This is a genomic window from Streptomyces gardneri, from assembly GCF_006539185.1.
In the GTDB taxonomy this organism is placed as follows: Bacteria; Actinomycetota; Actinomycetes; order Streptomycetales; family Streptomycetaceae; genus Streptomyces; species Streptomyces gardneri.
This window is the reverse complement of the sequence record NZ_BJMN01000005.1, coordinates 14,898-40,341: the sequence shown is the minus strand read 5'-3', so window position 1 is coordinate 40,341 and position 25,444 is coordinate 14,898. Positions and strand designations below refer to the sequence as shown.

Here is a 25,444-nt window from a genome sequence, read left to right as displayed (position 1 = left end):
TGACCAGGCTGTTTCGCACGGCCTCTCACGGTGCCGCTGTTCGGGCTGCTGGCCGGATCTCGATAGGCTGAGCCCGGACCGACGCAAGGAGGAACAAGAACGATGTCAGGACACCCCGGTAATCCAGAGCCGCTGTCGCCGCGTGCCAAGCTGGCCGTGACGGCGGGCAGGGCCGCGGCCGCGGTGTCGCGGGCGGCGGGGCGCGGCAGCGGATCGGTGATCGGCGGCAAGGTCGCGCTGAAGCTCGACCCGGACCTCCTGGGTCGGCTCGCGCAGCATCTGGACGTCGTCCTGGTGTCGGCGACCAACGGCAAGACGACGACGACCCGGCTGATCGCCGAGGCACTGCGCGCTGCCGGCCCCGTGGTCTCGAACGCCCTCGGCGCCAACATGCCCGCGGGCATCACCTCGGCCCTCGCCGGCGGCTCGGACTCCAAGTACGGCGTCATCGAGGTCGACGAGAAGTACCTCGCCGGCGTCGCCCGCGACACCACGCCCAAGGTCATCGCGCTGCTCAACCTCTCGCGCGACCAGCTCGACCGCGCCGCCGAGACCCGCATGCTCGCCGAGAAGTGGCGCGAGGGCCTCAGCGGCACGAAGGCCGTCGTCGTCGCCAACGCCGACGACCCGCTCATCGTGTGGGCCGCCTCCTCCTCCCCCAACGTGGTGTGGGTGGCCGCCGGCCAGGAGTGGAAGGACGACGCCTGGTCGTGCCCCGCCTGCGGCGGTGTGATGCAGCGTCCGGGCGACGACTGGTTCTGCGGCGAGTGCGGCTTCCGCCGTCCCGCGCCGAGCTGGGCGCTCAACGGCGACCACGTGCTCGACCCGCACGGCTCGGCCTGGCCGATCCGGCTCCAGCTGCCCGGCCGCGCCAACAAGGCGAACGCCGCCACCTCGGCCGCGGTCGCCGCCGTCTTCGGTGTGCCGCCGCAGGTGGCCCTGGAGCGCATGTACCAGGTGCAGGCCGTCGCGGGACGCTACGACGTCGTCTCGTTCCAGGGCCGCGACCTGCGACTGCTGCTCGCGAAGAACCCGGCCGGCTGGCTGGAGACCTTCTCCCTCATCGACCAGCCGCCGACCCCGGTGATCCTCTCCGTCAACGCGCGCGGCGCCGACGGCACGGACACCTCCTGGCTGTGGGACGTGGACTACGGGCGGCTCGCGGGCCACCCGATCATGGTGATCGGCGACCGGAAGCTGGACCTGGCGGTCCGCCTGGAGGTCGCGGGTGTGGACTTCCGCGTCTGCGAGACGCTCGACGAGGCCGTCTCCATGGCCCCGCCCGGGCAGATCGAGCTGATCGCCAACTACACCGCCTTCCAGGACGTCCGCCGCCGCGTCGGCAACTGACCCGTAGAGGACATGCAGCATGAGTGACAGCAGCCTGCGCCTGGTCTGGGTCTACCCGGACCTGCTCAGCACCTACGGCGACCAGGGCAACGTCCTCGTCGTCCAGCGCCGCGCCGAGCAGCGCGGCCTCCACGTCGAGCGCGTCGACGTCCGCAGCGACCAGCCGGTGCCGACCTCGGGCGACATCTACCTGATCGGTGGCGGTGAGGACCGTCCGCAGCGGCTGGCGGCCGAGCGGCTGCGGCGTGACGGCGGGCTCAGCCGGGCCGCGTCCAACGGCGCGATCATCTTCTCGGTCTGTGCCGGCTACCAGATCCTGGGCCACGAGTTCATCAACGACCTCGGCGAGCGCGAGACCGGCCTGGGTCTGATCGACGTGATCTCCACCCGCGGCGAGGGCGCGCGGTGCGTCGGCGACGTCCTCGCGGACATCGACCCGCGCCTCGGCCTGCCCCAGCTGACCGGGTTCGAGAACCACCAGGGCATCACCCACCTCGGCCCGACGGCCCGGCCGTTCGCCCGGACCGTCTTCGGCAACGGCAACGGCACCGGCGACGGCACCGAGGGCGCGTACAACGACACCGTCTTCGGTACGTACATGCACGGCCCCGTCATGGCCCGGAACCCGCAGATCGCGGACCTGCTCCTGAAGCTGGCCCTCGATGTGAACGCGCTGCCGCCGACCGACGACCGGTGGTACGAGGCGCTGCGCGCCGAGCGCATCGCGGCGGCCACGCAGCCCGCCTGACGCACGCTCACGAACTCGTAGGAAACTACGGTGTCCACTGTGCGGACATCCGTTTCGGCCCCGCCACCCAGCACCGATAGGGTGGCGGGGATCCAGCCGGACGACGTGGTCCGGGAGTCGGCCCACGTTGCAAAGGTTTTTGGGCTATGCGCATTGGTGTGCTCACCTCCGGCGGAGACTGCCCCGGTCTGAATGCCGTCATCCGTTCCGTCGTGCACCGCGCCGTCGTCGACCACGGTGACGAGGTCATCGGCTTCCACGACGGGTGGAAGGGCCTGCTGGAGTGCGATTACCGCAAGCTCGACCTCGACGCGGTGGGCGGCATACTCGCCCGCGGCGGCACCATCCTCGGCTCCTCCCGAGTCCAGCCCGCGCACCTGGTCGGCGGCGTCGAGCGCGCCCGCGGCCATGTCGCGGACCTGGGCCTCGACGCCATCATCCCGATCGGCGGCGAGGGCACCCTGAAGGCGGCGAACCTCCTCTCCGAGGCGGGCCTGCCGATCGTCGGGGTCCCCAAGACCATCGACAACGACATAGCGTCCACCGACGTCACCTTCGGCTTCGACACGGCCGTCACCGTCGCCACCGAGGCGCTCGACCGGCTGAAGACGACGGCCGAGTCGCACCAGCGGGTCCTCGTCGTCGAGGTCATGGGCCGCCACACCGGGTGGATCGCGCTGCACTCCGGCATGGCCGCCGGCGCGCACGCCGTCGTCGTCCCGGAGCGCCCCTTCGACATCGACGAGCTGACCTCCCGCGTCGGCGCGCGGTTCGAGGCCGGCAAGCGGTTCGCGATCGTGGTGGTCGCCGAGGGCGCCAAGCCGCGCGAGGGCTCGATGGACTTCAAGTCCGCGGGCACGGACATCTACGGCCACGAGCGGTTCACCGGCATCGCCAACCAGCTCTCCGTGGAGCTGGAGCGGCGCCTCGGCAAGGAGGCCCGCCCGGTCATCCTCGGCCACGTCCAGCGCGGCGGCACCCCGACCGCGTACGACCGCGTCCTCGCCACCCGCTTCGGCTGGCACGCGGTGGAGGCGGCGCACCGCGGCGAGTTCGGCATGCTGACCGCGCTGCGCGGCACGGACATCGTCATGGTCCCGCTGGCGCAGGCCGTCGAGTCCCTCAAGACGGTCCCCGAGGACCGCTACAGCGAGGCCGAGTGCGTGCTCTGACGACGCCATGAGTCCAGAACCGCCCCCGGTCGCGATCGCGACCGGGGGCGGTTCTAGTCTGGTGCGGACAACAAGCGCGAATCGGGCTCCAGGAGTATGCAGATGGATCACAGCGGGCACGGCATGACCACGGATCTGCCGCCGTTCACGCTGGCGCGGGGCCTGGAGTTCTCTCCCGACCTCTTCTTCCTCATCGGCTGCCTCGCGGGGCTCGGCCTCTACGGCTGGGGTGTGGCGCGGCTGCGGCGGCGCGGTGACGCGTGGCCGGTGAGCCGGACGGTGTTCTTCACCGTCGGTGTCCTGTCCATCGCCCTGGTGACGTGCACCAAGCTCAACGACTACGGCATGGTCATGTTCAGCGTGCACATGGTGCAGCACATGGTGATCTCCATGCTGTCGCCGATCCTTCTGCTCCTCGGCGCGCCGGTGACGCTGGCGCTGCGGGCGCTGCCGGTGGCGGACCGGGGCTCGGTCGGGCCGCGCGAGCTGCTCCTGAAGCTGCTGCACAGCCGGTACATGAAGGTGATCACGCACCCCGGCTTCACGATCCCGATGTTCATCGCGAGCCTGTACGCGCTGTACTTCACGCCGCTCTTCGACTTCCTCATGGGCTCCAAGCCGGGGCACATCGGGATGATGGTGCACTTCCTGATGGTCGGCGTGGTCTTCTTCTGGCCGATCATGGGCGTGGACCCGGGCCCGCACCGGCCGGGCTACGTGATGCGGATGCTGGAGCTGTTCGCGGGCATGCCGTTCCACGCGTTCTTCGGCATCGCGCTGATGATGGCGAGCGAGCCGATGGTCGGGACGTACAAGAGCCCGCCCGCCTCGCTGGGGATCGACGCCCTCACCGACCAGAACGCGGCGGGCGGCATCGCCTGGGCGTTCAGCGAGATCCCGTCCGTGCTCGTCCTGATCGCGCTGGTCTACCAGTGGTACCACTCCGAGCAGCGGCAGGCCGTCCGCATGGACCGGGCCGCCGACCGGAACGGGGACAAGGAGCTGGAGGAGTACAACGCCTACCTGGCCTCGCTCCGGGCCAGGAGCCAGTGACGACCGGCCCGCTTCCGGCACCGGCGCACGCGGGAGCGTCCAGGGAGTAGCGCGCGCCCCCCTTCCGGGGTCACGATAGGGACGGCGACTTCCGCGGCCCCGGTCGGGAGGAGGCGGACCGATGTCCGGTCCCACGAAGACGATGGCGGCGCTCACCGGCGCGGCACTGGTTCTGACGACGACGTACACGGTGGCGCTCGGCAGCAGCGGCTGGCTGTGGTTCGGCCTCGTGGTGCTGGTGGTGGCCACGATCGGCATGGCGGCGGCGGACAGCTCGGTCCCCGCCTCTCCGCGCCGTCGCCCACCGGGCGGTCCCGGCCGGCCGGGCACGACACAGCCCTGACCACCTGATGTGCCGGGCGCCCCTGATACCGGGCGCCCCTGATCGCTACCCGCGCGGGGCGAGGACGACCCAGGTCTGGCCCGGGGCGAAGGTGAGGGGCGCCCCGTCCGGGGTGGTGAAGGTGGTGCCCGCGTCGGCAGTGGGCCGGGACCAGCGGGCCTCGTACGAGCGGCCGTCGCGCAGGACCAGCGCGGTGCCGCTGCCGGTGGTCTCGGTGTACGGGGAGACCGAGCCGAACTTGTCCTGGAACTCGGACGGGCGGATGGTGACGCGCTGGACGACGACCGTCTCCGGGGTGAGCGGTCCGGTGTCCGTGGCGCGGGCCTCGCGGCCGTCCATCGCGACCCGCCAGGCGCGGTCGGCCGCGGACCAGGTGAAGGTGTAGCGGGCTGCCGGGAAGCGGACGGTCGAGGTGTCGACCGGGGTGCCGCCGGGCGGCGCGGCCCCGAAGCGGAAGCCGATGTCCTGGGCGTTCCGCGCTGCCGGATCGGTGGCGAGGGCGCGTTCCGGGCGGAGGTAGAGGTTGTGCGGGGCGGCCCGGTCCGGGGAGCGCCGGAAGGCCCCGGGGGCGGTGCTCTCGGTGACGAGGTGCAGCGGTGCGGCGTCCAGCAGGGGGTTCAGGGCGCTCTGCGCACCGGAGTAGGCGAGCACCGGCCGGCCGAAGGGCGCGAGGAGCGATATGTCGGACTCCCGGGCGCTGCGGACGGGGCCGGTGAGCTCGGGGAGGCGGGAGGAGTACACCGCGAGGAGCCGGGTCACACCGCCCTCGACCTGTTCGACGTAGACGAGGTCGGCGGCGCCCAGGCCGGTGTGGGGGCGGGCCGCCGCCACGTTGTCGATCTTCACGGCGACGACGGGGGCGGGCCGCGCGGGGAGTCCGGTGAGCGGTGACCGGCCGGCGGGCACCGGGGTCGTGGTGACGGGCGCCGGAGTCGTGGTGCGGGGGGCCGTGGTGGCGGGCGGGGGCGTCGGTGTGGGGCTCGGCTCGCGTGGTCCTGGGTCGGAGCAGCCGTACAGACCGGCCGCCGTCGCCGCGCAGAGCAGCGCGGTGAGGACACGGCCGGGACGTCTCGTTCCGCGTTCGCCCGTCATCGTGACGCTCCCCCACCAGTGGACCACGGGCCCTCGCGCCGATACAACGGGCATGACGGACGACGAACGGGGGTCGCGGGTGTTCTACCACCTGTTGAAGCACGTACTGCTGGGGCCGCTGCTCAGGCTGCTCTTCCGGCCGCGGATCGAGGGGCTCGAGCACATCCCGGAGGAGGGCGCGGCGATCGTCGCGGGCAATCACCTCTCCTTCTCCGACCACTTCCTGATGCCGGTCGTGCTCGACCGGCGGATCACCTTCCTCGCCAAACAGGAGTACTTCACGGGGCCCGGCATCAAGGGGCGGCTCACGGCCGCGTTCTTCCGGACCGCCGGCCAGATCCCGGTGGACCGGTCCGGGAAGGAGGCCGGGCAGGCGGCGATCCGTGAGGGGCTCGGTGTCCTGGGCAAGGGTGAGCTCCTCGGGATCTATCCCGAGGGGACGCGCTCCCACGACGGGCGGCTCTACAAGGGCAAGGTCGGGGTGGCGGTGATGGCACTGACCGCCGGGGTGCCGGTGGTGCCGTGCGCCATGGTCGGCACGTTCGAGATCCAGCCGCCGGGGAAGGTCGTGCCGCGGATCCGCCGGGTCTCGATCCGCTTCGGGGCGCCGCTGGACTTCTCCCGCTTCGCGGGGTCCGCGGACGAGCGGGCGGTGGTCCGCGCGGTGACCGACGAGATCATGTACGAGATCCTGCGGCTGTCCGGTCAGGAGTACGTGGACGAGTACGCGGCGGTGGTGAAGGCGGCGGAGGCGGGGAACGACGTGCCCGCGAGAAAGTTCCGCCGCCGGGAACGCTGAGGGCGGATCCGCGCACGGCGCAATCGCCGGTGGCTGCGGTCCCGGTGCCCGTAGCGTCGTGATCATGACCAAGGGAAACGCGTTCGTACTGGGTGGGTCGGGACAGGTGGGGCGGGCGGCCGTGCGGGCCCTCGTCGCCGACGGCTGGGAGGTGACGGCCGCCTCGCGGGGCGGCGCGCGGGACGAGAGGTGGCCGGACGAGGTCCGGACGGTGCGGCTCGACCGGACCGAGGAGGGGGCGCTCGCGGCGGGGCTCGGCGACGGCTGTGACGTGCTCGTCGACATCGTCGCGTACGACGGTGGGCACGGCCGGCAGCTGACCGGTCTCGCCGACCGGATCGGCTCGGCGGTGGTGGTGTCGAGCGGCGCCGTCTACGAGGACGAGGAGGGCCGCAGCTTCGACACCCAGGACCGGCCCGACGGCTTCCCCGCCTTCCCGTTGCCCACCCCGGAGGACTGGCGGACCGTGGCGCCGGGCGACACCACGTACAGCACGCGGAAGATCGCCCTGGAGCAGGAGCTGCTGGCGGCGGGCGACGCGCTGCCGACGACGCTGCTGCGCGCGGGCGCGATCCACGGGCGGTTCAGCCCGGGCCCGCGCGAGCTGTGGTTCGTCAAGCGGGCGCTCGACGGGCGGCCGGTGCGCGTCCTCGCGTACGGCGGTGCCTCGCGGTTCCATCCGGCCCACGTGGACAACCTCGCCGAGCTCGTCCGGCTCGCGGCGTCGAAGCCGGGGAGCCGGGTGCTCAACGGCGCCGACCCCGAGGCGCCGACGGTGGCGGAGATCGGGGCGGCGATCGACGCGGTCATGGGGGTGACGAGCGAGACGGTGCTGATGGACGGGGCGCCGGACGGCACGGTGGGGTCCACTCCGTGGACCGCGCCGCATCCCGTCGTCTACGACATGACGGCGGCCGAGCGGGAGCTGGGGTACCGGCCGGTGGTGTCGTACGCCGAGACGCTGCCGGAGACGGTGGCGTGGCTGACGGAGCACCTGGGCGACCGGGACTGGCGGGAGGCCTTCACGGGGCTCGCGAAGTACGGCGTCGACTTCTTCGACTACGCGGCGGAGGACGCCTGGCTGAAGGCCCGGGGCTGACGTACGAGGAAGAGGGGCGGCCGTCGGACGGCCGCCCCTCTCCTCATCGCTCCGCGAAGGCGGTTACGGCTTCGGAGTGGCGTGCGGTGCGCACGTCTGGTCCGTCGCGTCCAGCTTGCCGCTCAGCAGGTAGGCCTCGACCTTGGTGTTGACGCACGGGTTGAGCAGGCCGGTGATGCCGTGCGAGCCGGCGTCCTTCTCCGTGATCAGGCGCGAGCCCTTGAAGCGCTTGTGCAGCTCGACCGCGCCCTCGTACGGCGTGGCGGCGTCGCGCTCGGACTGGGCGATGAGCACGGGCGGCAGGCCCTTGCCGGTCTTCACCTCGGTCGGGCGCTGGCGCGGGCCGGACCAGGTCGCGCAGGGCAGGTTCATCCACGCGTTGGCCCAGGTCATGAACGGGTACTGCTCGTGGAGGCGGGAGTTGTCCCGGTCCCACTTCTTCCAGCTGGTCGGCCAGGGGGCGTCGTTGCACTCGACCGCGGTGTAGACGGCGTTGCCGTTCTCCGAGGCGATGTTGCCGGCCGTGTCGGTGGGGTCCGAGGCGGCCGACTCGATCAGCGGCTGCGGGTCACCGGCGGCGTACGCGCTCCAGGCCTCGGCCACCGGGGCCCACATGGAGTCGTAGTAGGGGGCGTTCTGGAAGAAGCCGATGAGCTCGGCCGGTCCGACCTTGCCGCCCAGGGGCTCCTTCTTGGCGGCGGCGCGCAGGGTCTCCCACTGCTGCCGGACCTCCGCCAGGGTGTCGCCCAGGTGGTAGGTGGCGTCGTTCTGGGCGACCCAGGTCATCCAGTCCGTGAGCCGGCCCTCGAAGGCGATGTCCTGGCCGAGGTTGGCCTCGTACCAGATCGAACGCTTCGACGGGTTGACGACGCTGTCCAGGACCATGCGGCGGACGTGCGTCGGGAAGAGCGTGCCGTAGACCGCGCCGAGGTAGGTGCCGTAGGAGACGCCGACGAAGTTGAGCTTCTTCTCGCCGAGGGCGGCCCGGACGACGTCGAGGTCGCGCGCGGTGTTGAGGGTGTTGATGTACGGCAGGAGGTCGCCGCTCTTCTCCTGGCAGCCCTGGGCGTACTCGGCGGCGAGCTTGCGCTGCGCGCGCTTGTCGGCCTCGCTGTCGGGGACCGGGTCGGGCTTGGGGCCCTTGACGAACGCGGTCGGGTCGACGCAGGAGATGGGGGCGGACTTGCCGACGCCGCGGGGGTCGAAGCCCACGAAGTCGTAGGCCTTGGCGGTGTTCGCCCAGATCGCGTTCTTGGTGGTGACGCGGCGCGGGAAGCGCAGGCCGGAGCCGCCGGGGCCGCCGGGGTTGTAGAGCAGCGCGCCCTGGCGCTCGGCGGGGGTGCCGGTGGCGTTGGCGCGGTCGACCGCGATCTTGATCTTCTTGCCGTGGGGCTTGGCGTAGTCGACCGGGACGGTGACCCAGCCGCACTGGATCGGCTTCTCCAGGCCCCAGTCGGCCGGACAGTCCTGCCAGTCGATGCCCGTCTGGGCGGCCCGGGCCGCGGCGACGGCGACGCCGATCGACTCCGCGTCCCGCAGGTGCCGGTTGCTGTCGGCGTTGGCCGCCGGGGCCGCGATGGCGCCCGCGACAAGGGTGCCCGCTATCAGGGTGCCGGCCGAGCCGAGCATTGCCGTACGTCTCACGTGTCTCCCCCAGAATGGGCGCTGCCCCCGTCGCAGCCCCGTGTGTCAGGTTGTCCGGTTGATCTTTATCGCTCCCCTACACGCGTGTTAAGTCCGCACACGTGTTCTTTACCGAACCAATAACCGGTGAACGGTGTCCCGCTGAGCGGTGATCTCCCGGATTCGCCTCAGAGCGGGGCGAGTTCGGCCAGGGCCGCGTCGAGGAGGCGGCGGAGCGCGAGGGCGTCGGGGGCGACGGCGGTGACGAGGGCCGCGGGCCCGGCGAGCGGGGCGATCACGGCCCCTTCGCCGAGGAGTCTTGTTTCCACCGGTTTGTCGGTGAAGTCGGGATCCACCACGAGGAGTTGCCCGGTGGCCCGGTGGCCGCCGAGGACCGCGCCGCCGTCCCAGCCGCCGGGGGCCCCGGGGCCGTACGCCAGTTCCTGGTCGAGCAGGGGGCGTCCGGCGCGGCGGACGGTGAGGCGGGTGACGAGGGTGCCGGGCGGTTCACCGTGCCGGCCGAGGATCTGCTCCTCGCGCAGGACGAGCCGGGCCGTGGCGGCGAGCTCGACGGTGGTGCGCATCCGCAGGTCCGAGCCGTGGGCGGAGACGAGCTGCTCGGGCAGCCAGCGGAGGACGCCCGACTCCCCCACGGCGATCCGGACGTCGTACGCGGCGGGCTCGGCGCTCCGGCCCGGCAGGGCGAGCGTGGCGGCGGCCGAGTCGACCAGGAGCCGGGCCCCGTCCCGCACCTCGGCCTCGATCGCGAGCCGGTCACCTCCGAGCGGGGCGCTCATCGCCCCGACGACGGTGACCCGGGTCCAGCCGGTGGCGGCCCTGGTGCGGCGCAGGGCGAGCGGGCCGTCGCTCTCCAGGAGCGGCAACCCGCCGTCGGCAGCGGCCGCGATCCGTGCGGTGGCGCTCAGGCTCACGCGGCCGGCGCCCCGGCCGCGGTCCACGCGTCGAGCCGGTCGCGGACCCAGTCGGCGACGGGGCCGACGCCGTTCTCGGCGCGCAGGGAGGTGAAGGCGACGGGCAGCTCGCCGCGCTGCTCCTTCGCGTCGCGGGCCATGCGCTCCAGGTCGGATCCGACGTACGGGGCGAGGTCGGTCTTGTTGACGACGAGGAGGTCGGCGGTGGTGACCCCCGGTCCGCCCTTGCGGGGGATGTCGTCGCCGCCCGCCACGTCGATGACGAAGATCTGGGCGTCGACGAGCCCCTTGGAGAAGGTGGCGGTGAGATTGTCGCCGCCGGACTCGACCAGGATGAGGTCGAGCGGCCCGACCGTCTCCTCCAGCTCCTCGACCGCTTCGAGGTTGGCGGAGATGTCGTCGCGGATCGCGGTGTGCGGGCAGGCGCCGGTCTCCACGGCCTGGATGCGCTCGGGCGGCAGGACGGCGTTGCGGAGGAGGAACTCCGCGTCCTCGCGGGTGTAGATGTCGTTGGTGACGACGGCGATCGAGAGGGTGTCCCGCAGGGCCCGGCAGAGGGCGGCGACGGTGGCGGTCTTGCCGGAGCCGACCGGTCCGCCGAGTCCGACGCGCAGCGCGCGGCGGGTTCCGTCGGGGCGCCGGGCGTCGGCGGACACGGCTCCGTGGTGGGTGTGACCGTGGTCGAGGTGCATGGGACGGCTCCTGTACGAGTCGTGGACGGGGGTCAGGACGCGAAGAGGCGGACGGGCCAGGACGCGTGCTGTTCGGCGGTGAGGTCGAGCAGCGGCGCGGAGGCGGCCGGCAGCGCTTCGACGCCCTCGCGGGCCGCGGCGGTCGCGCGTGCGGCGACGTGGTCCATCTCCGGTGCGAGACGGGCGAGGACGGCGGTCGCCCGGTACGGGTCGAGGCCGAGGAGGCGTACGACCGCGGTGGCGGGGCCGCCGATCGTCTCGTAGGCGACGCAGTGGGCGGCGTCCTCCGGGCCGAGCCCCGCGGCCCGGGCGGTGGCGCCGAGGACGACGGGCTGATGGGCGCCGCGCGGGAAGGCCGCCGCCAGCGCGTCGAGTTCGGGGCTCGGCCAGGTGGCGCGGGCGGCCCGCATCAGCTGGCGGCCGAGCCTGCGGGCGGCGGCGCGCAGCGCGGGTGAGGGCGTGCGGGCGTCGGCGGCCGCGTCGAGCTCGTGCGGGTCGAGTCCGTACGCGGCGGCCGCGGCCAGGCCCGCGGCGGTGAGGCCGGCGGTGTGGAGGCGGCCGCGGCAGAAGGCCTCCAGGTCGTCGGCGTCCTTGATGCGGCCGGCCTTGACCGCCGCCTCGGCGCCGCCGGAGTGGGCGTGCCCGCCGGCGGGGAACCGCCCGTCGGCGAGCACGAGGAGCGCGGAGCGTGTCATCGTTCCGCGCCCTCAGAAGAGGAAGTAGCGCTGAGCCATGGGGAGTTCGGTGGCCGGTGCCGGTTCGACCACCTCTCCGTCGATGGTCACCGAGAAGGTGTCGGCGTCGACCTCCACCCGGGGCATGGCGTCGTTCTCCCGCATGTCGGCCTTGGTGACCCGCCGGGTGTCGCCGATCGCGGCGAACTCCTTGTGCAGGCCGAGCTTCCGGGGCAGGTCGTCCTCGATCGCCGCCCGGGCCGTGAAGTTGACGGAACCGGCCGCGGCCGCTCTGCCGAGCGCGCCGAACATGGGGCGGGGCATGACGGGTTGCGGGGTCGGGATGGAGGCGTTGGCGTCGCCCATCTGCGCGTACGCGATCTGGCCGCCCTTGACGACGGTGAGCGGCTTCACGCCGAAGAAGGCGGGGTCCCAGAGCACGAGGTCGGCGAGTTTGCCGGTCTCGACGGAGCCGATGAGATGGTCCATGCCCTGGGCGACGGCGGGGTTGATCGTGTACTTGGCGACATAGCGACGGGCCCGGTGATTGTCGGCGCGGCCGTCGCCCGGCAGCGCGCCGCGCCGCTTCTTCATGACGTGGGCCGTCTGCCAGGTCCGCATGATCACCTCGCCGATACGGCCCATGGCCTGGGAGTCGGAGGAGATGATCGAGATGGCGCCCAGGTCGTGCAGGACGTCCTCGGCGGCGATCGTGGAGGGCCGGATGCGGGACTCGGCGAAGGCGAGGTCCTCGGGGACGGCCGGGTTGAGGTGGTGGCAGACCATCAGCATGTCGAGGTGTTCCTCGATGGTGTTGACGGTGTGCGGACGGGTCGGATTGGTCGAGCTGGGCAGGATGTACGGCTCGGAGACGACCGTGATGATGTCGGGAGCGTGCCCGCCGCCCGCGCCCTCCGCGTGGTACGCGTGGACGGTCCGGCCCGCGATGGCGGCGAGGGTGTCGTCGACGAAGCCCGCTTCGTTCAAGGTGTCCGTGTGGATGGCGAGTTGGGCGCCGGTCTCCTCGCAGACGCCGAGGCAGGCGTCGATGACGGCCGGGGTGGCGCCCCAGTCCTCGTGGATCTTGAATCCGAGGGCTCCGCCGCGGAGTTGGGAGTGCATGGCCTCCCGGGACATGGTGTTGCCCTTGCCGAGCAGGCCGATGTTGACCGGGAAGGTGTCCAGGGCCTCGAACATCCGGGCCAGGTGCCACGGGCCCGGCGTGATGGTGGTCGCCTTGGTGCCCTCTGCGGGTCCCGTACCGCCGCCGACGAGCGTGGTGACACCGGTGGCGAGCGCCTGCTCGACGACGGTCGGGGAGATGAAGTGGACATGGGCGTCGACGGCACCGGCGGTGACGATCTTGCCGTTGCCGACGATGATCTCGGTCTCGGGGCCGATCACGAGGGCGGGGTGGACGCCGTCCATGGTGTCGGGGTTGCCGGCCTTGCCGATGCCGGTGATCCGGCCGTCCCGGATGCCGATGTCGGCCTTGACGATGCCCCAGTGGTCGATGATCACGGCTCCGGTGATCACGGTGTCGGGGGCGCCCTCGGCGCGGGTGGTGCGCGCCTGGCCCATGGACTCGCGGACGACCTTGCCGCCGCCGAAGACGGCCTCCTCGCCGGCGCGGCCGGGACCGCCGCAGCGGTCCTCCTCGATCTCGACGAGGAGATCGGTGTCGGCGAGCCGGATGCGGTCGCCGACGGTGGGGCCGAACAGATCGGCGTAGACGGCACGGTGCAGGTCAGGCACGGGGGCCTCCGTTCGGACCGGTGACCCCGGTGGCGGTGGCGGTGGCGGTGGCGACGACGGCTTCGGGGGCGGTGGCATCGGCAGCGGTGACATCGGCATCGAGAGGGCCCGCGGTCTCGCCCCGCAGACCCGGGACGATCCGGCGGCCCGCGATCGGGACGAGCTCGACCTCGACGGGGATGCCGGGCTCGAAGCGGACGGCGGTCCCGGCGGCGATGTGGAGGCGCTGCCCGCGCGCGGCGGCGCGGTCGAACTCCAGACCCGGGTTGACCTCGGCGAAGTGGTAGTGGGAGCCGACCTGGACGGGCCGGTCGGCGGCGTTGAGCACGGTCAGGCGGGTGACGGGGCGCCCCTCGTTGAGGGCGACGGGGTCCTCCGCGTAGAGGATCTCTCCGGGGATCATCGGCGCCCCCGCTCAGACGATGGGGTCGTGGACGGTGACGAGCTTGGTGCCGTCCGGGAAGGTGGCCTCGACCTGGACGTCGTGGATCATCTCGGGGATGCCGTCCATGACGTCCGCGCGGGAGAGCACCTTGCGTCCGGAGGCCATGAGCTCCGCGACGGTGCGGCCGTCCCGGGCACCTTCCAGGATGTGAGAGGTGATCAGGGCGACGGCCTCGGGGTGATTGAGCCTCACACCCCGCGCTCGGCGCTTCTCCGCCACGTCGGCGGCGACATGGACGAGCAGACGTTCCTGTTCGTGCGGGCTCAGTTGCACTCTTCCACCTCACAGTCGTCGACCGGGACGGGACCCGGACAGCTGCGGACCCTACCCAGCGTCAACACCTTGTTGAGCTGCGCAGAAGCGGTCAGCGGCCAGACATTGCACGTTAGGGCGGAAGTTTTTCCGGCTCGTTAACTCCGGCTTTGCGTTTCCATGATCATCAGACCGGATCGACGGTCATGGACATCAGACCCCTGAGCCCGTCCTCCAGGATCTCCACGGCCACGTCCCCGAAGAGCGCCTGCTGGGCGATGAAACCCTGGGCGACGGCGATGAGGGTGCGGGCCACGTGGTCGGCGGGGACGTCGGCGCTCAGGATGCCGCTCTCGCGGTAGGCGGTAACGAGGTCGGTCCAGGCGGCGCGCATGCCGTTGTAGCCCTCGGCGAGGGTCTTCGCCAGCTCCTCGTCGCGCAGGGTCTCCGTCCACACCTGGATGATCAGGCGCGCGAAGGCCTGCCGGTCGGCACCCTCGATCCGCTCCTCCAGGAAGAGCCGGAGCACCGCGCCGAGCAGGACGTCGGGGGTGGGCGGCGGGGTGGCCCTGGACGCCTCCTCGAACGCGCTGCGGATGCCGGCGAAGGCCTCGGTGGCGATGGCCGCGATGAGTTCGTCCTTGCCGCGGAAGTACCGGTAGACCGCGCCGGCCGAGAGGCCGACCTCGGCCAGTACGTCCTGCATCGAGGTCGCGTGGAAGCCGTTGCGGGCGAAGCAGCGCGCCGCGCCGTCGAGGATCTGCCGCCGCCGGGCGTCGAGGTGTTCCTGGGAGACACGAGCCATGCGTCGAACCTAAAACGAATATTCATTCTTGACAACTCCCGGGCTCCGCAGGACAGTGGCAACAAGAAAAACGAACGATCCTTCTCTTTGAATCGAGGACGCCATGTCCGCCACCACCACCGCCCCCGCCCTCGGCGCGGGGCGCAGAACCATCGCGGTGATGGTGCTGATCCCGACCGTCGTGGCCCTGGCCCTCTGGGCCTTCGCCTGGCCGGCGGCCCGGACGGCCCCCCGCGATCTGCCGATCGGCGTCGCCGGCCCCGCCACGGCGGTCACCGCCGTGGAGCGGGAGCTCGGCCGCCACGAGGGGGCCTTCGAGGTCCACCGGTACGAGGACGCCGCCGCGGCCCGCGCCGCGATAGCGGACCGGGATGTATACGGAGCGGTGGTCGTGACGCCGGGCGGTACGGAGCTCCTCACCGCTTCGGCGGCGAGCCCGGTGGCGGCCGGGCTGCTGCGGGAGGCCGTGGCCGCGCAGGCCCCGGAGGGCACGACCGTCCCGGTCACGGACGTGGTCGCCGCCCCGGCCGGCGACCCGCGCGGGGCCGTGCTCGCCTCCAGCCTGCTGCCGCTCGCCCTGGCGGGGGCTGCGGCGGGTGTCGTCACGACCCTGCTCGGGCTGCGCGGGACCCGGGCGGTGGCCACCCTCGTCGGTGCCTCGGTGCTCGCGGGGCTGGTCGGCACGGCCCTCGCCGACAGCTGGCTCGGCGCGCTCACCGGCGACTGGTGGGCGGAGGCCGGGGTCCTGTCCCTGACCGTCCTGGCGATCGGCTCGACGTTCGCGGGGCTCGCCGCGCTCATCGGAAAGCCGGGCTTCGGGCTCGGGGCGCTGCTCATGATCCTGATCGGCAACCCCTTCTCCGGGGTGGCGAGCGCACCGGAGCTGCTGCCCACCGCGGTCGGCTCGCTCGGGCAGTTGCTGCCGCCGGGCGCCGGGGGCTCGGCCCTGCGGTCGGTCTCCTTCTTCGACGGCGCGGCGGTCGGCGGTCCGCTCCTCGTGCTCGCCGTCTGGGCGGCGGCGGGTCTGACCGCGACCCTGCTGGGCGCCCGCGGACGCCGTACGGAGCCGGCGGCGGCTCCCCTTCCGGTGCCGGCGCCCGTGGGCTGAGCCCGCGGGCGACGAAAGACGGCCGCGTGCCCCCGCTGTAGCGGACGGGGGCACGCGGCTCTTTCGTGCGCGCGGAGGAAGGCCGGCGAAGGGCGCGGCGGCGGAGCTCTAGGAGGCGCCCGGGTCGCGGTGGTGGGCGGCGATGCCGAAGCGGCGCTGTTCGCCCGTGGCGGAGTCGACGGGCCGCAGCGCGGAGACCGAACTGATCACCTGCTCCGCCGCCGGCTCGCCCTCCGCCTCCAAAGCCTCCAGGTCAGCGGCCGAGACCAGGGCGACCAGGGGCTTCCCGTGACGGGTGACGACCACCCGCTCACCGCCGTACACGACGCGGTTGATGAGGTCGGCGAGCTCAGCCCGCGCTTGCGTCACCGGGATCTCGTAGGTCATGCTCCCCATCTTACGGCCTGTACGTCCTGTACATTTTTTACAGACAGTTCGATGGAGGTGCTCAGCCATGGACGCGCGCTACGTTCTGCCCGAGTTCACGGAGCGGACCAGCTTCGGGACCCGGACCCTCGACCCGTACTCGAAGCTCCTCGAGTCCCGGATCGTCTTCCTCGGCACGCCGGTCGACGAGACCTCGGCCAACGACGCCATCGCCCAGTTCCTGTATCTCGACCACGCGGCACCCGGCCAGGACATCTCCCTCTACATCAACTCCCCCGGCGGCTCCATCAGCGCCATGACCTCGATCTACGACACGATGCGGACGCTCTCCTGCGACGTGGAGACCACCTGCCTGGGCCAGGCCGTCTCCACCGCGGCCGTCCTGCTCGCGGCCGGCACCCCGGGCAAGCGCCTGATCCTGCCGGGCGCCCGGGTCACGCTCCGGCAGCCGACCCTGGAAGAACCCCTCCAGGGTCAGCTCAGCGACCTCGACCTCCAGGCCGCCGAGCTGCTGCGCCTGCGCGCACTGGTCGCCGGGATGCTCGCCGAGCACACCGGACAGGACCGGGAGCGGATCGACGCCGACACCGACCGGCTGACCGTCCTGGACGCACCGGCGGCCGTCGCGTACGGCCTGGCGGACCACGTGGTCGTGAACCGGCGGGCCACCGTCGGCGGTACGGAGCGGTGAGCCGGCCGTGGTCCCGGAACTGCCGCCGCTGCCGGCCCTGACGCGGGCCGAGGGTGAACTCGTCGACGCGTACCTCGCAGTCGTCGACCTCCTGGGGAAGATCAATCCATCCAGAAGCACGCATACTTATGGGGCGTTGCGCGCGGCCCAGGCCCTGGTGGGACGCGCGGAGGCGCTGCGCGAGGCCCTGACGCTCATGCATATGCGGGGCGAGGCCGAGGTCCACGCGGACACATTGGCGCGTGCTCTAAGGGTGTTGGACGGGGAGCGCCGGGCCGACCGGGTCACCGTCCCCCGTACCCCGGCGAGTTGACATAAACGCGTGTCGTGTCGAGGTCCGGTCGGCCGACACGCACCGCAGAATCCCTCCCTCGTTCGGCGTAGTCGATGAGTCGACACATGAAGCGGGGAAGTTGCGCAACAGGTGTACGCATTTGGCGGAATCGAACGTTCCATCGCTGGTACGCGGCTCGTAGGCCAAACCTCCGAAGATCACAAAGGCGGTCTGTCCACCCGAACGGATCAGTCGTGAGGAGCCTCACATATCGCCGTTTCAGCTCGGTTTTCGCCCATGTCGTGGGTCAAGATCCCTGTCGACGACAAGCCCCCGCCACCGCGGCGGGGCGGTCCGGGCGGACGCCGAGTCCTGCCGCTGTCCCGGACGTCTGGTCGACAGGAGTGGATCGGCAGGAGTGGAGGACCCAATCAGTACGGGGCGTTCGCGCTGTCACGACAGCGAGGGCCGTCCCTTGGGGTGAAGCCGCAGCCGCGGCCGGGCATCTTCGCCAGCCCGAACCCGACAGGTCATCCTTCGCAGGCGGCTGACGAAGGGTTGCGCATGACCGCGCAGATGCATGTCCCGTCCCTGCTGTCCCGGGCCGGAGCCGTCTCGGCTCTCACCCTCGCCGCCGTCGGCGGCACGCTGTTCGCACCAGGTGCGGCACCGGAGGCCCAGGCAGCGACGACGCACGCGAACAAGGCACTGAGCGTCGCCGTGTCCAAGAAGGGATCGCCCTACCGGTACGGATCCGCCGGACCCTCGCGGTTCGACTGCTCCGGCCTGACGCTCTACGCGTACAAGAAGGCGGGCAAGTCGCTGCCACGCACCGCGCAGCAGCAGTACAACAAGACCCGGCACATCTCCAAGGCCAGCAGACAGAAGGGGGACCTGGTCTTCTTCCACTCCGGTGGGAAGGTGTACCACGTCGGCATCTACGCCGGCAGCGGCAAGATCTGGCACTCGCCCAAGACGGGTTCCTGGGTGAAGCTCGACAAGATCTGGTCGTCGAAGGTCTACTACGGCCGCGTCCGGTGACGGCCCCCGGGCGCTGACCTCCGACGAGGGGTGCGGTGGCGCCGCCACACCCCTCGCCTCAGCGGTACGAGCCCGACAGCGGGGCCATCGTCCACGGCAGGGTGATCCAGACCGTCTTGCCGCCCTCTTCGGTCGGTGTGACCGAAAGGCGGCCACCGGCCTCCGCCGCGAGCACGCGGATGATGACCATGCCCCGCCCGTTGTCCTGCTGGACCGCCGCCGGAAGGCGGCGGGGCCAGCGGGGATGGCTGTCCGTCACACCGATGTGCAGACGCTCCTCCCGCTCCAGGCGGAGGTCGACCGTGAAGGTCGGCGACTGCCCGAAGGTGTGCTGGACGGCGTTGGTTGCCAGCTCCGAGATGATCAGCCGGATCGAGTCCGCGATCTCCGCGTCGCCGTCGAGCCCCCAGTCCCCCAGCACGTCCGCGACGTATCTGCGTGCCGTGCGGACCGAGGCGGGATCGCTCGGCAGAGTGACGGATACTTCCTGATGGTCTGCCATGGCGGCGCTGTCCCTTTCCCGCCGGGGACACCACCCCGGATTGCGCTTCGCGTCAGAGTGCCACCGATCGTGCCGCCCCGTACGGCGTTCCACCACGATATGTGCGCATCTATCGCCCGAAGCAGTGAACTCTGCTGCCCGGAAACGCTCTTGGGCAGTCGAGTCGACGCGGTCAGGCGGCGGGTGCGGTACGCAGGATCGTCCGCACCGCCCGGTCGAGTTCGGAGTCCGTCAGGTCCGCGCGGGCCGTGAGCCGCAGTCGCGAGATGCCGTCCGGGACGGACGGGGGACGGAAGCACCCGACCGCCAGGCCCTGTTCGCGGCAGTCCGCCGCCCAGCGCAGCGCCGCCTCGGGCGAGGGGGCGCGCACCGAGACGACGGCCGCGTCCGGCCGCGCCGCGGTCAGCCCGGCCGCCGTGAGGAGCTCGTACAGCGTGGTGGCGACGGTCCGCGCCCGCCCGGCGAGCGCCGGTTCGGCGGCGATCAGCCGCAGGCTCGCGAGCGCGCCGCCCGCGGCCGCCGGGGCGAGCCCGGTGTCGAAGATGAAGGTGCGCGCCGCGTTCACCAGGTGCTCGATGACACGGGCCGGGCCGAGGACCGCGCCGCCCTGGCTGCCCAGGGACTTGGAGAGGGTGAGCGTGGCGACGACGTCCTCGTCGCCCGCGAGACCGGCCTCGTGCAGAGCGCCCTGGCCGCCTTCGCCGAGGACACCGAAGCCATGGGCGTCGTCGACGACGAACCCGGCGCCGTGGGCACGGCAGGCGTCGGCGAGCTCCGGCAGGGGCGCCTTGTCGCCGTCGACGGAGAAGACGGAGTCGCTGACCACGAGCGCCCGGTGCGCCGGCCGCGCCTCCAGGGTCTTGCGCACGGCCTCGGGGTCGGCGTGCGGCACGACGGCCGTCTCGGCGCGCGCGAGCCGGCAGCCGTCCACGATGGAGGCGTGGTTGGAGGCGTCCGAGACGATCAGCGAGTCCCGGCCGCCGAGCGCGGTGAGCGCGGCCAGGTTGGCGGCGTAGCCGGAGGAGAAGACGAGGGCCGCCTCGAAGCCGCAGAAATCGGCGAGTTCGCGCTCCAGGCGGGTGTGCAGCCGGGTCGTTCCGGTGACGAGCCGTGAGCCGGTGGCGCCCGCGCCCCAGCGCCTCGCCGCCTCGGCCGCCGCCTCGGTGACCTCCGCACGGCGGGTGAGGCCCAGGTAGTCGTTGCTCGCCAGGTCGAGGAGCTCCGACTCGGCGGCGCGGGGCCGCAGCGTACGGACGAGACCGGCTTCCGCCCGGCGGCGCGCCTCGGCGTCGGTCCAGTCGAACGCGGTCCGGCGCGGGCCCTCGGCCCGGGCGTCGTCGGCCTGTGGCATGCGGCGATCCTTTTGTAGGCAGCCCACAGACCCTAACCGGAGTCCGCCGAGGTCGTGATGTGGTCATCCACACACCTCGTTCGGAGGCGTTTGTTCGGATCCTCCTTGGCCCGAGGGCGGGCGGTAGGCAAGGATCAGCGTTTATGGACCTGCTGAACACGCTGGTGGAGAAGGGGCTGCGGCGCGAGCTGCCGACCCGTGAAGAAGCGCTCGCCGTACTGGCGACATCCGACGACGAGCTGCTCGATGTGGTGGCGGCTGCCGGGAAGGTGCGCCGTCAGTGGTTCGGACGGCGGGTGAAGCTCAACTACCTGGTCAACCTGAAGTCGGGGCTGTGCCCCGAGGACTGCTCGTACTGTTCGCAGCGGCTCGGCTCCAAGGCCGAGATCCTCAAGTACACGTGGCTCAAGCCGGACGAGGCGTCCCAGGCCGCCGCCGCGGGTGTCGCGGGCGGGGCCAAGCGGGTCTGCCTGGTGGCGAGCGGGCGCGGTCCGACGGACCGCGACGTCGAGCGGGTCGGCAAGACCATCGAGGCGATCAAGGAGCAGAACGAGGGCATCGAGGTGTGCGCCTGCCTCGGTCTCCTCTCGGACGGCCAGGCTGAGCGGCTGCGGGATGCCGGCGCCGACGCGTACAACCACAACCTGAACACCTCCGAGGCGACGTACGAGGGGATCACCAAGACCCACACGTACGCCGACCGGGTGGACACCGTGCAGAAGGCGCACGCCGCCGGTCTGTCGGCCTGCTCCGGTCTGATCGCGGGCATGGGCGAGACCGACGAGGACCTGGTCGACGTCGTGTACGCGCTGCGCGAGCTCGACTCGGACTCGGTGCCGGTCAACTTCCTCATCCCCTTCGAGGGCACGCCGCTCGCCAAGGAGTGGAACCTCACCCCGCAGCGCTGCCTGCGGATCCTCGCGATGGTGCGGTTCGTCTGCCCCGACGTCGAGGTCCGCATCGCCGGCGGCCGTGAGGTGCACCTGCGCTCGATGCAGCCGCTGGCGCTGAACATCGCGAACTCGATCTTCCTCGGCGACTACCTGACGAGCGAGGGCCAGGCCGGCCAGGCCGACCTCGACATGATCGCGGACGCGGGCTTCGAGGTGGAGGGCGCGGGCACGACGACGCTGCCCGCGCACCGGGCGGACGCGCTCGCGGCGGCGGGCGCCGCCGCGGCCGGCGGCTGCGGTTCGCACGCCTCGGCGGAGGGCGCGGGCTGCGGCTCGCAGGCTCCGGCGGAGGGCGGCGGCTGCGGTTCGCACGCGGGCGGCGGCTGCGGTCCCTGCGGTGGCCACGCGGCGCCGGCGGCCGAGCCGGTGGCGGCCGAGGCTGCTGCGACGACCGAGACGGTCCCCGCGGCGAACACGGCGCGGACCGACCTGGTCGCGGTACGCCGCCGGGGCGCCGGCACGGACCTGGCGCCGAATGCGTAACGACGAACTCCTCGCCCTGGACCGGGCGCACGTCTGGCACCCGTACGGCCCCATGCCGGGCCGCACGGACCCGCTGGTCGTCGCGTCCGCGTCCGGGGTGCGGCTCCGGCTCGCCGAAGCCGCCGAGGGCCGCGACGAGTTGATCGACGGCATGTCCTCGTGGTGGTCGGCGATCCACGGCTACAACCACCCCGTGCTCAACGAGGCGGTGCGCGGCCAGCTCGACCGGATGAGCCACGTCATGTTCGGCGGGCTCACCCACGAGCCGGCCGTCCGCCTCGCCGCCCGTCTCGTCGAGATCACCCCCGAGCCGCTGCGGCACGTCTTCCTCAGCGACTCGGGTTCGGTCGCCGTCGAGGTCGCGGTCAAGATGTGCCTCCAGCACTGGCGCTCGGTGGGCCGCCCCGGCAAGCAGCGGCTGCTCACCTGGCGCGGTGGCTACCACGGGGACACCTGGCAGCCGATGTCGGTGTGCGACCCCGAGGGCGGCATGCACGAACTGTGGTCGGGGGTGCTCCAGCGGCAGGTGTTCGTGGACGCCCCTCCGGTCGCGTACGAGGAGTCTTACGCCGAGCTGCTGCGGACCGAGATCGCGCGGCACGCGGACGAGCTGGCCGCGGTGATCGTCGAACCGGTCGTGCAGGGCGCGGGCGGGATGCGGTTCCACGACCCGGCGTATCTGAAGGTGCTGCGCGAGGCCTGCGACGCGCACGACGTCCTGCTCGTCTTCGACGAGATCGCGACCGGCTTCGGCCGCACGGGCACGCTGTTCGCCGCGGACCAGGCGGGGGTCTCCCCCGATGTGATGTGTGTGGGCAAGGCGCTGACCGGCGGCTATCTGTCGATGGCGGCGACGCTCTGCACGAGCCGGGTCGCCGACGGGATCTCCCAGGGCGAGGTCCCGGTCCTGGCGCACGGGCCGACCTTCATGGGGAACCCGCTGGCCTCGGCGGTGGCTCTCGCCTCGATCGACCTGCTCCTCTCGCGGGACTGGGCCGTGGACGTCAAGCGGATCGAGGCGGGGCTGCGCGACGGCCTCGCTCCGGTCGCCGACCTCCCGGGCGTGAAGGACGTGCGGGTGTGCGGCGCGATCGGGGTCGTCCAGCTCGACCACGACGTCGACATGGCGGCTGCGACGCGGGCGGCGGTCCGGGCGGGCGTGTGGCTCCGCCCCTTCCGGGACCTCATCTACACGATGCCGCCGTTCGTGACCGGTGACGAGGACCTGGCCCGGATCTGCGCGGGGGTCCACGCGGCCGCCGCGGCGGGCTGAACGACAGACAGACGGACGGAAGGACAGGGACAGCAGTGGGAATCGTCGTGGTCTCCGGTACGGGGACGGAGATCGGCAAGACGGTCGTGACCGCGGCGGTGGCCGCCGTCGCCACGGCCGCGGGCCGGTCGGTCGCGGTTCTGAAGCCGGCGCAGACCGGGGTCGGGCCGGACGAGACGGGGGACGCGGACGAGGTGGTCCGGCTGTCCGGCGCCGCGGCCTCGGTCGAGCTGGGGCGTTTCCCCGAGCCGCTGGCTCCGGGCACGGCCGCCAAGCGGGCCGGGCTCGCCCCGGTCGGACCCCGGCAGGTGGCCGAGGCGGCCCACGCGCTGGCCGCCTCGCACGATCTGGTGCTCGTGGAGGGGGCGGGCGGTCTGCTCGTCCGCTTCGACGAGGCGGGCGGCACGCTCGCGGACGCGGCGGCGCTGATGGGCGCCCCCGTCCTGTGCGTGGTCCCCGCGGGTCTCGGGACGCTCAACACGACGGCTCTGACGGCCGAGGCGCTGGCGGCGCGCGGCATCGAGCAGCTCGGCGTGGTGGTCGGCAGCTGGCCGGCCGAGCCGGACCTGGCGGCCCGCTGCAACCTGGCGGACCTGCCGGAGTCGGCGGGCGCGCCCCTGCTCGGGGCCGTACCGGAGGGTTCGGGGTCGCTCGGTCCTGCGGAGTTCCGCGCGGCGGCGGCCGACTGGCTGGCCCCGGCGCTCGGCGGGGCGTGGGACGCGGAGGCGTTCCGTACGGAGTTCGCCGCCGAGTTCCGGGCGGAATCCGCCGCCGACTCCGGGGACGACGGCCTCCGGGGCTGATCCGGCGGCGGACTCCAAGGGGGGGTGTCCTGTGGATCAGTCGAGACCCGGCGAGGCGGGCCTGATCGGCGAGGCACCCCGAGGCCCTGTCCGGCCGTCATCCGCGGGACAGGGCCCCGCGAGCCGGGCCTGATCGGCGAGGCACCCTCTAGGCTGGGCGCATGCGCGCTCGTGTTCAGGAGATCGTCTTCGACTGTGCCGATCCGGCTGCCCTCGTGCGTTTCTGGGCGGGCCTCCTCGGAGGTGACCCGGTCGACCGCTCCGGCGACTGGTCGTACGTCGATCCGCCGGAGTTCGTCCGGCTCGCCTTCCAGCGTGTGCCGGAGGGCAAGTCGGTGAAGAACCGGGTCCATCTCGACCTGGAGGTGGCGGACCCGGACCGGGCCGCCACGGAGGCGGGTCCCGCCGGTGCGGTCCGCGTCGGCGGTCTCGTGACCGACGAGCAGGGCTCCTTCCAGGTCATGCGGGACCCGGAGGGCAACGAGTTCTGCTTCGTGACCGGGTGAGGGACGTCCGATGACGACCTCTCCGACTCCCCCGGCGCCCCGGGTCCACCACCCGCTCTTCGCGCGCTTCTACGCCCGCGTCAGTGTGTCGGCCGACGCGCGTGGCGGGCTCGCCGCCCTGCGCCGGGAGCTGCTCTCCGGGCTCACCGGCCGGGTCGTCGAGATCGGGGCCGGGAACGGGCTGAACTTCGCGTACTACCCGGCCGGCGTCTCGGAGGTCGTGGCCGTCGAACCGGAACCCCGGCTGCGACGGCTCGCCGAGGAGGCCGCTCGGCGGGCGACCGTCCCGGTGACCGTCCGGCCCGGCACGGCCGAGGCCCTGCCCGCGGAGGACGGTGTCTTCGACGCGGCCGTGGCCTCGCTGGTGCTCTGCACGGTACGGAGCGTGCCGCAGGCCCTCGCGGAGGCGCGGCGCGTCCTGCGTCCCGGCGGCGAGCTCCGTTTCTTCGAACACGTGGCGGCGGGGACACCGGGGCTCGCGCGCGTACAACGGGGTCTGGACCGTACGGTCTGGCCGCTGCTCTTCGGCGGCTGCCACACCTCGCGGGATGCGGTCGCGGCGATCGGGGCGGCGGGGTTCGCCCTCGGCCCGTACCGCTCCTTCGACCTCCCGGAGAGCGGGCCGCGCCTGCCGAGTTCCCCGTGCGTGCTGGGCACGGCCCGACGGTGAGCGGCGCCGTCCCACCCGCCGGAACTCCGTGGCACCGGCTCCGACGCGCGTGATGGGATCCGGCCATGACCGATCCGCAGATACGTTCCGCCCGGCCCGACGAGGCCGAAGCCGTCCTGGCCTTCTGGCAGGAGTCCGCCGAGGGGACGTCCATCTCGGACGACGTGCACGGGGTCGCCCGGCTCGTCGAGCGGGATCCGGACGCGCTCATCCTCGCGGTCGCCGACGGGGTGATCGTGGGCTCCGTGATCGCCGGCTGGGACGGCTGGCGCGCCTCCCTCTACCGGCTCGCCGTGCTGCCCTCCCAGCGTCGGCGCGGGATCTCCACCGCACTGCTGCGCGCGGCGGAGGAGCGGTTCGCCTCGCTCGGCGGCCGGCGCGCGGACGCGATGGTCCTGGAGGCGAACGAGACGGGCCGACGACTGTGGGCGGCCTCCGGGTACGAGCGCGAGGAGCGCTGGCGCCGGTGGGTGAAACCGCTCAACGGCTGATCACGACTGCACTTTGCCCGTCCTTTACTATGGTTCTTCATCCCGACGACCGAAAGGTGTGAGCGTCCGCCCATGGG

Annotated in this window: 28 protein-coding genes, 1 pseudogene and 1 riboswitch; of the genes and pseudogenes, 17 read left to right on the top strand and 12 right to left on the bottom strand. The window is 72.5% G+C overall.

Going from position 1 to position 25,444, the window contains the following annotated elements:
- Positions 1-102: 102 nt before the first annotated feature.
- From SGA01_RS02710 to SGA01_RS02690, 5 genes are all read left to right on the top strand, one after another.
- Entirely contained in the window at positions 103-1,350 is a 1,248-nt protein-coding gene (locus SGA01_RS02710) for a Mur ligase family protein (protein ID WP_141292918.1), read from the top strand.
- Positions 1,351-1,369: 19 nt separating this feature from the next.
- On the top strand, positions 1,370-2,098 hold the full coding sequence (locus SGA01_RS02705; protein WP_141292916.1) for a type 1 glutamine amidotransferase: 729 nt from the start codon (positions 1,370-1,372) through the stop codon (positions 2,096-2,098).
- A gap of 146 nt (positions 2,099-2,244) precedes the next feature.
- Positions 2,245-3,270 (top strand): 6-phosphofructokinase, encoded by a 1,026-nt coding sequence (locus SGA01_RS02700; protein WP_055644789.1) that lies wholly within the window; start codon positions 2,245-2,247, stop codon positions 3,268-3,270.
- A gap of 102 nt (positions 3,271-3,372) precedes the next feature.
- The gene (locus tag SGA01_RS02695; RefSeq protein WP_141292914.1) at positions 3,373-4,323 is read left to right on the top strand and encodes a cytochrome c oxidase assembly protein; all 951 of its coding nucleotides are present in this window, start codon (positions 3,373-3,375) and stop codon (positions 4,321-4,323) included.
- A gap of 121 nt (positions 4,324-4,444) precedes the next feature.
- Positions 4,445-4,666 (top strand): hypothetical protein, encoded by a 222-nt coding sequence (locus SGA01_RS02690; protein ID WP_055644787.1) that lies wholly within the window; start codon positions 4,445-4,447, stop codon positions 4,664-4,666.
- A gap of 45 nt (positions 4,667-4,711) precedes the next feature.
- On the opposite strand, the gene SGA01_RS02685 is transcribed toward SGA01_RS02690, so the two are convergent.
- Positions 4,712-5,758 (bottom strand): DUF3048 domain-containing protein, encoded by a 1,047-nt coding sequence (locus tag SGA01_RS02685; RefSeq protein ID WP_141292912.1) that lies wholly within the window; start codon positions 5,756-5,758, stop codon positions 4,712-4,714.
- Between the two features lie 79 nt (positions 5,759-5,837).
- Between SGA01_RS02685 and SGA01_RS02680 the strand changes: the two genes are divergently transcribed.
- Complete coding sequence (locus SGA01_RS02680; protein ID WP_141293471.1) at positions 5,838-6,557, top strand: lysophospholipid acyltransferase family protein; 720 nt, start codon at positions 5,838-5,840, stop codon at positions 6,555-6,557.
- A gap of 64 nt (positions 6,558-6,621) precedes the next feature.
- Positions 6,622-7,656, top strand: a complete 1,035-nt coding sequence (locus SGA01_RS02675; protein ID WP_141292910.1) for an NAD-dependent epimerase/dehydratase family protein — start codon at positions 6,622-6,624, stop codon at positions 7,654-7,656.
- A 63-nt stretch (positions 7,657-7,719) separates the two neighbouring features.
- On the opposite strand, the gene SGA01_RS02670 is transcribed toward SGA01_RS02675, so the two are convergent.
- The 8 genes and pseudogenes from SGA01_RS02670 to SGA01_RS02635 form a co-directional block, all read right to left on the bottom strand.
- Positions 7,720-9,300, bottom strand: a complete 1,581-nt coding sequence (locus tag SGA01_RS02670; RefSeq protein WP_174867195.1) for an alpha/beta hydrolase — start codon at positions 9,298-9,300, stop codon at positions 7,720-7,722.
- A 167-nt stretch (positions 9,301-9,467) separates the two neighbouring features.
- Positions 9,468-10,211, bottom strand: a complete 744-nt coding sequence (locus tag SGA01_RS02665) for an urease accessory protein UreD (RefSeq protein WP_141292908.1) — start codon at positions 10,209-10,211, stop codon at positions 9,468-9,470.
- Entirely contained in the window at positions 10,208-10,903 is a 696-nt protein-coding gene (gene ureG / locus SGA01_RS02660; protein WP_141292906.1) for an urease accessory protein UreG, read from the bottom strand. Before ureG ends, SGA01_RS02665 begins: the two co-directional genes overlap by 4 nt.
- Before the next feature lie 32 nt (positions 10,904-10,935).
- A complete protein-coding gene (locus SGA01_RS02655) occupies positions 10,936-11,598 on the bottom strand; it encodes an urease accessory protein UreF (RefSeq protein ID WP_141292904.1) in 663 nt (220 codons plus the stop codon).
- A gap of 12 nt (positions 11,599-11,610) precedes the next feature.
- Positions 11,611-13,332, bottom strand: a complete 1,722-nt coding sequence (locus SGA01_RS02650; protein WP_141292902.1) for an urease subunit alpha — start codon at positions 13,330-13,332, stop codon at positions 11,611-11,613.
- A 94-nt stretch (positions 13,333-13,426) separates the two neighbouring features.
- Positions 13,427-13,735, bottom strand: a pseudogene (locus SGA01_RS02645) (urease subunit beta); the annotation flags it as partial.
- 12 nt (positions 13,736-13,747) lie between these two features.
- On the bottom strand, positions 13,748-14,050 hold the full coding sequence (locus tag SGA01_RS02640) for an urease subunit gamma (RefSeq protein WP_024755733.1): 303 nt from the start codon (positions 14,048-14,050) through the stop codon (positions 13,748-13,750).
- Positions 14,051-14,216: 166 nt separating this feature from the next.
- Positions 14,217-14,834, bottom strand: a complete 618-nt coding sequence (locus SGA01_RS02635) for a TetR/AcrR family transcriptional regulator (RefSeq protein ID WP_141292900.1) — start codon at positions 14,832-14,834, stop codon at positions 14,217-14,219.
- 103 nt (positions 14,835-14,937) lie between these two features.
- Here SGA01_RS02635 and SGA01_RS02630 point away from each other — a divergent pair, with 103 nt between their 5' ends.
- A complete protein-coding gene (locus SGA01_RS02630) occupies positions 14,938-15,942 on the top strand; it encodes an ABC transporter permease (protein WP_141292898.1) in 1,005 nt (334 codons plus the stop codon).
- Positions 15,943-16,050: 108 nt separating this feature from the next.
- Here SGA01_RS02630 and SGA01_RS02625 read toward each other — a convergent pair whose 3' ends face one another.
- The gene (locus SGA01_RS02625; RefSeq protein WP_055644779.1) at positions 16,051-16,329 is read right to left on the bottom strand and encodes a type II toxin-antitoxin system Phd/YefM family antitoxin; all 279 of its coding nucleotides are present in this window, start codon (positions 16,327-16,329) and stop codon (positions 16,051-16,053) included.
- A gap of 67 nt (positions 16,330-16,396) precedes the next feature.
- On the opposite strand from SGA01_RS02625, the gene SGA01_RS02620 reads away from it, so the two are divergent.
- The 3 genes from SGA01_RS02620 to SGA01_RS02610 all read left to right on the top strand — a co-directional run bounded on the left by SGA01_RS02620 (position 16,397) and on the right by SGA01_RS02610 (position 18,335).
- Positions 16,397-17,020 (top strand): ATP-dependent Clp protease proteolytic subunit, encoded by a 624-nt coding sequence (locus tag SGA01_RS02620; RefSeq protein WP_141292896.1) that lies wholly within the window; start codon positions 16,397-16,399, stop codon positions 17,018-17,020.
- Positions 17,021-17,027: 7 nt separating this feature from the next.
- On the top strand, positions 17,028-17,333 hold the full coding sequence (locus SGA01_RS02615) for a hypothetical protein (RefSeq protein ID WP_055644777.1): 306 nt from the start codon (positions 17,028-17,030) through the stop codon (positions 17,331-17,333).
- A 399-nt stretch (positions 17,334-17,732) separates the two neighbouring features.
- Positions 17,733-17,855, top strand: a riboswitch (cyclic di-AMP (ydaO/yuaA leader).
- 3 nt (positions 17,856-17,858) lie between these two features.
- On the top strand, positions 17,859-18,335 hold the full coding sequence (locus SGA01_RS02610; protein ID WP_141292894.1) for a C40 family peptidase: 477 nt from the start codon (positions 17,859-17,861) through the stop codon (positions 18,333-18,335).
- Between the two features lie 58 nt (positions 18,336-18,393).
- Here the strand turns inward: SGA01_RS02610 and SGA01_RS02605 are convergent, their stop codons facing one another.
- Positions 18,394-18,837, bottom strand: coding sequence for an ATP-binding protein (locus SGA01_RS02605; RefSeq protein WP_055644775.1), 444 nt, complete (start codon positions 18,835-18,837; stop codon positions 18,394-18,396).
- Between the two features lie 172 nt (positions 18,838-19,009).
- Positions 19,010-20,188 carry an 8-amino-7-oxononanoate synthase gene (locus tag SGA01_RS02600; protein WP_141292892.1) on the bottom strand — a complete coding sequence of 393 codons (1,179 nt, stop codon included), beginning with the start codon at positions 20,186-20,188 and terminating at the stop codon, positions 19,010-19,012.
- A 143-nt stretch (positions 20,189-20,331) separates the two neighbouring features.
- Between SGA01_RS02600 and bioB the strand changes: the two genes are divergently transcribed.
- From bioB to SGA01_RS02570, 6 genes are all read left to right on the top strand, one after another.
- Positions 20,332-21,624 (top strand): biotin synthase BioB, encoded by a 1,293-nt coding sequence (bioB, locus tag SGA01_RS02595; RefSeq protein WP_141292890.1) that lies wholly within the window; start codon positions 20,332-20,334, stop codon positions 21,622-21,624.
- On the top strand, positions 21,617-22,897 hold the full coding sequence (locus SGA01_RS02590) for an adenosylmethionine--8-amino-7-oxononanoate transaminase (protein ID WP_141292888.1): 1,281 nt from the start codon (positions 21,617-21,619) through the stop codon (positions 22,895-22,897). The genes bioB and SGA01_RS02590 overlap by 8 nt, the downstream gene beginning before the upstream one ends.
- A 35-nt stretch (positions 22,898-22,932) precedes the next feature.
- Positions 22,933-23,700 carry a dethiobiotin synthase gene (gene bioD / locus SGA01_RS02585; protein WP_141292886.1) on the top strand — a complete coding sequence of 256 codons (768 nt, stop codon included), beginning with the start codon at positions 22,933-22,935 and terminating at the stop codon, positions 23,698-23,700.
- Positions 23,701-23,861: 161 nt separating this feature from the next.
- Entirely contained in the window at positions 23,862-24,206 is a 345-nt protein-coding gene (locus SGA01_RS02580) for a VOC family protein (RefSeq protein ID WP_141292884.1), read from the top strand.
- A gap of 10 nt (positions 24,207-24,216) precedes the next feature.
- On the top strand, positions 24,217-24,876 hold the full coding sequence (locus SGA01_RS02575) for a class I SAM-dependent methyltransferase (protein WP_141292882.1): 660 nt from the start codon (positions 24,217-24,219) through the stop codon (positions 24,874-24,876).
- 65 nt (positions 24,877-24,941) lie between these two features.
- Positions 24,942-25,367 carry a GNAT family N-acetyltransferase gene (locus SGA01_RS02570; protein WP_141292880.1) on the top strand — a complete coding sequence of 142 codons (426 nt, stop codon included), beginning with the start codon at positions 24,942-24,944 and terminating at the stop codon, positions 25,365-25,367.
- Positions 25,368-25,444: the final 77 nt, after the last annotated feature.

Coding starts and splice junctions, on each gene's coding strand:
- SGA01_RS02590 (WP_141292888.1), top strand. CDS start 21,617: ATGCGTAACGACGAACTCCTCGCCCTGGACCGGGCGCACGTCTGGCAC.
- SGA01_RS02610 (WP_141292894.1), top strand. CDS start 17,859: ATGACCGCGCAGATGCATGTCCCGTCCCTGCTGTCCCGGGCCGGAGCC.
- SGA01_RS02685 (WP_141292912.1), bottom strand. CDS start 5,758: ATGACGGGCGAACGCGGAACGAGACGTCCCGGCCGTGTCCTCACCGCG.
- SGA01_RS02700 (WP_055644789.1), top strand. CDS start 2,245: ATGCGCATTGGTGTGCTCACCTCCGGCGGAGACTGCCCCGGTCTGAAT.
- SGA01_RS02695 (WP_141292914.1), top strand. CDS start 3,373: ATGGATCACAGCGGGCACGGCATGACCACGGATCTGCCGCCGTTCACG.
- SGA01_RS02570 (WP_141292880.1), top strand. CDS start 24,942: ATGACCGATCCGCAGATACGTTCCGCCCGGCCCGACGAGGCCGAAGCC.
- SGA01_RS02600 (WP_141292892.1), bottom strand. CDS start 20,188: ATGCCACAGGCCGACGACGCCCGGGCCGAGGGCCCGCGCCGGACCGCG.
- SGA01_RS02620 (WP_141292896.1), top strand. CDS start 16,397: ATGGACGCGCGCTACGTTCTGCCCGAGTTCACGGAGCGGACCAGCTTC.
- SGA01_RS02705 (WP_141292916.1), top strand. CDS start 1,370: ATGAGTGACAGCAGCCTGCGCCTGGTCTGGGTCTACCCGGACCTGCTC.
- SGA01_RS02575 (WP_141292882.1), top strand. CDS start 24,217: ATGACGACCTCTCCGACTCCCCCGGCGCCCCGGGTCCACCACCCGCTC.
- SGA01_RS02625 (WP_055644779.1), bottom strand. CDS start 16,329: ATGACCTACGAGATCCCGGTGACGCAAGCGCGGGCTGAGCTCGCCGAC.
- SGA01_RS02580 (WP_141292884.1), top strand. CDS start 23,862: ATGCGCGCTCGTGTTCAGGAGATCGTCTTCGACTGTGCCGATCCGGCT.
- SGA01_RS02635 (WP_141292900.1), bottom strand. CDS start 14,834: ATGGCTCGTGTCTCCCAGGAACACCTCGACGCCCGGCGGCGGCAGATC.
- SGA01_RS02605 (WP_055644775.1), bottom strand. CDS start 18,837: ATGGCAGACCATCAGGAAGTATCCGTCACTCTGCCGAGCGATCCCGCC.
- SGA01_RS02630 (WP_141292898.1), top strand. CDS start 14,938: ATGTCCGCCACCACCACCGCCCCCGCCCTCGGCGCGGGGCGCAGAACC.
- SGA01_RS02710 (WP_141292918.1), top strand. CDS start 103: ATGTCAGGACACCCCGGTAATCCAGAGCCGCTGTCGCCGCGTGCCAAG.
- SGA01_RS02690 (WP_055644787.1), top strand. CDS start 4,445: ATGTCCGGTCCCACGAAGACGATGGCGGCGCTCACCGGCGCGGCACTG.
- bioB (WP_141292890.1), top strand. CDS start 20,332: ATGGACCTGCTGAACACGCTGGTGGAGAAGGGGCTGCGGCGCGAGCTG.
- ureG (WP_141292906.1), bottom strand. CDS start 10,903: ATGCACCTCGACCACGGTCACACCCACCACGGAGCCGTGTCCGCCGAC.
- SGA01_RS02675 (WP_141292910.1), top strand. CDS start 6,622: ATGACCAAGGGAAACGCGTTCGTACTGGGTGGGTCGGGACAGGTGGGG.
- SGA01_RS02655 (WP_141292904.1), bottom strand. CDS start 11,598: ATGACACGCTCCGCGCTCCTCGTGCTCGCCGACGGGCGGTTCCCCGCC.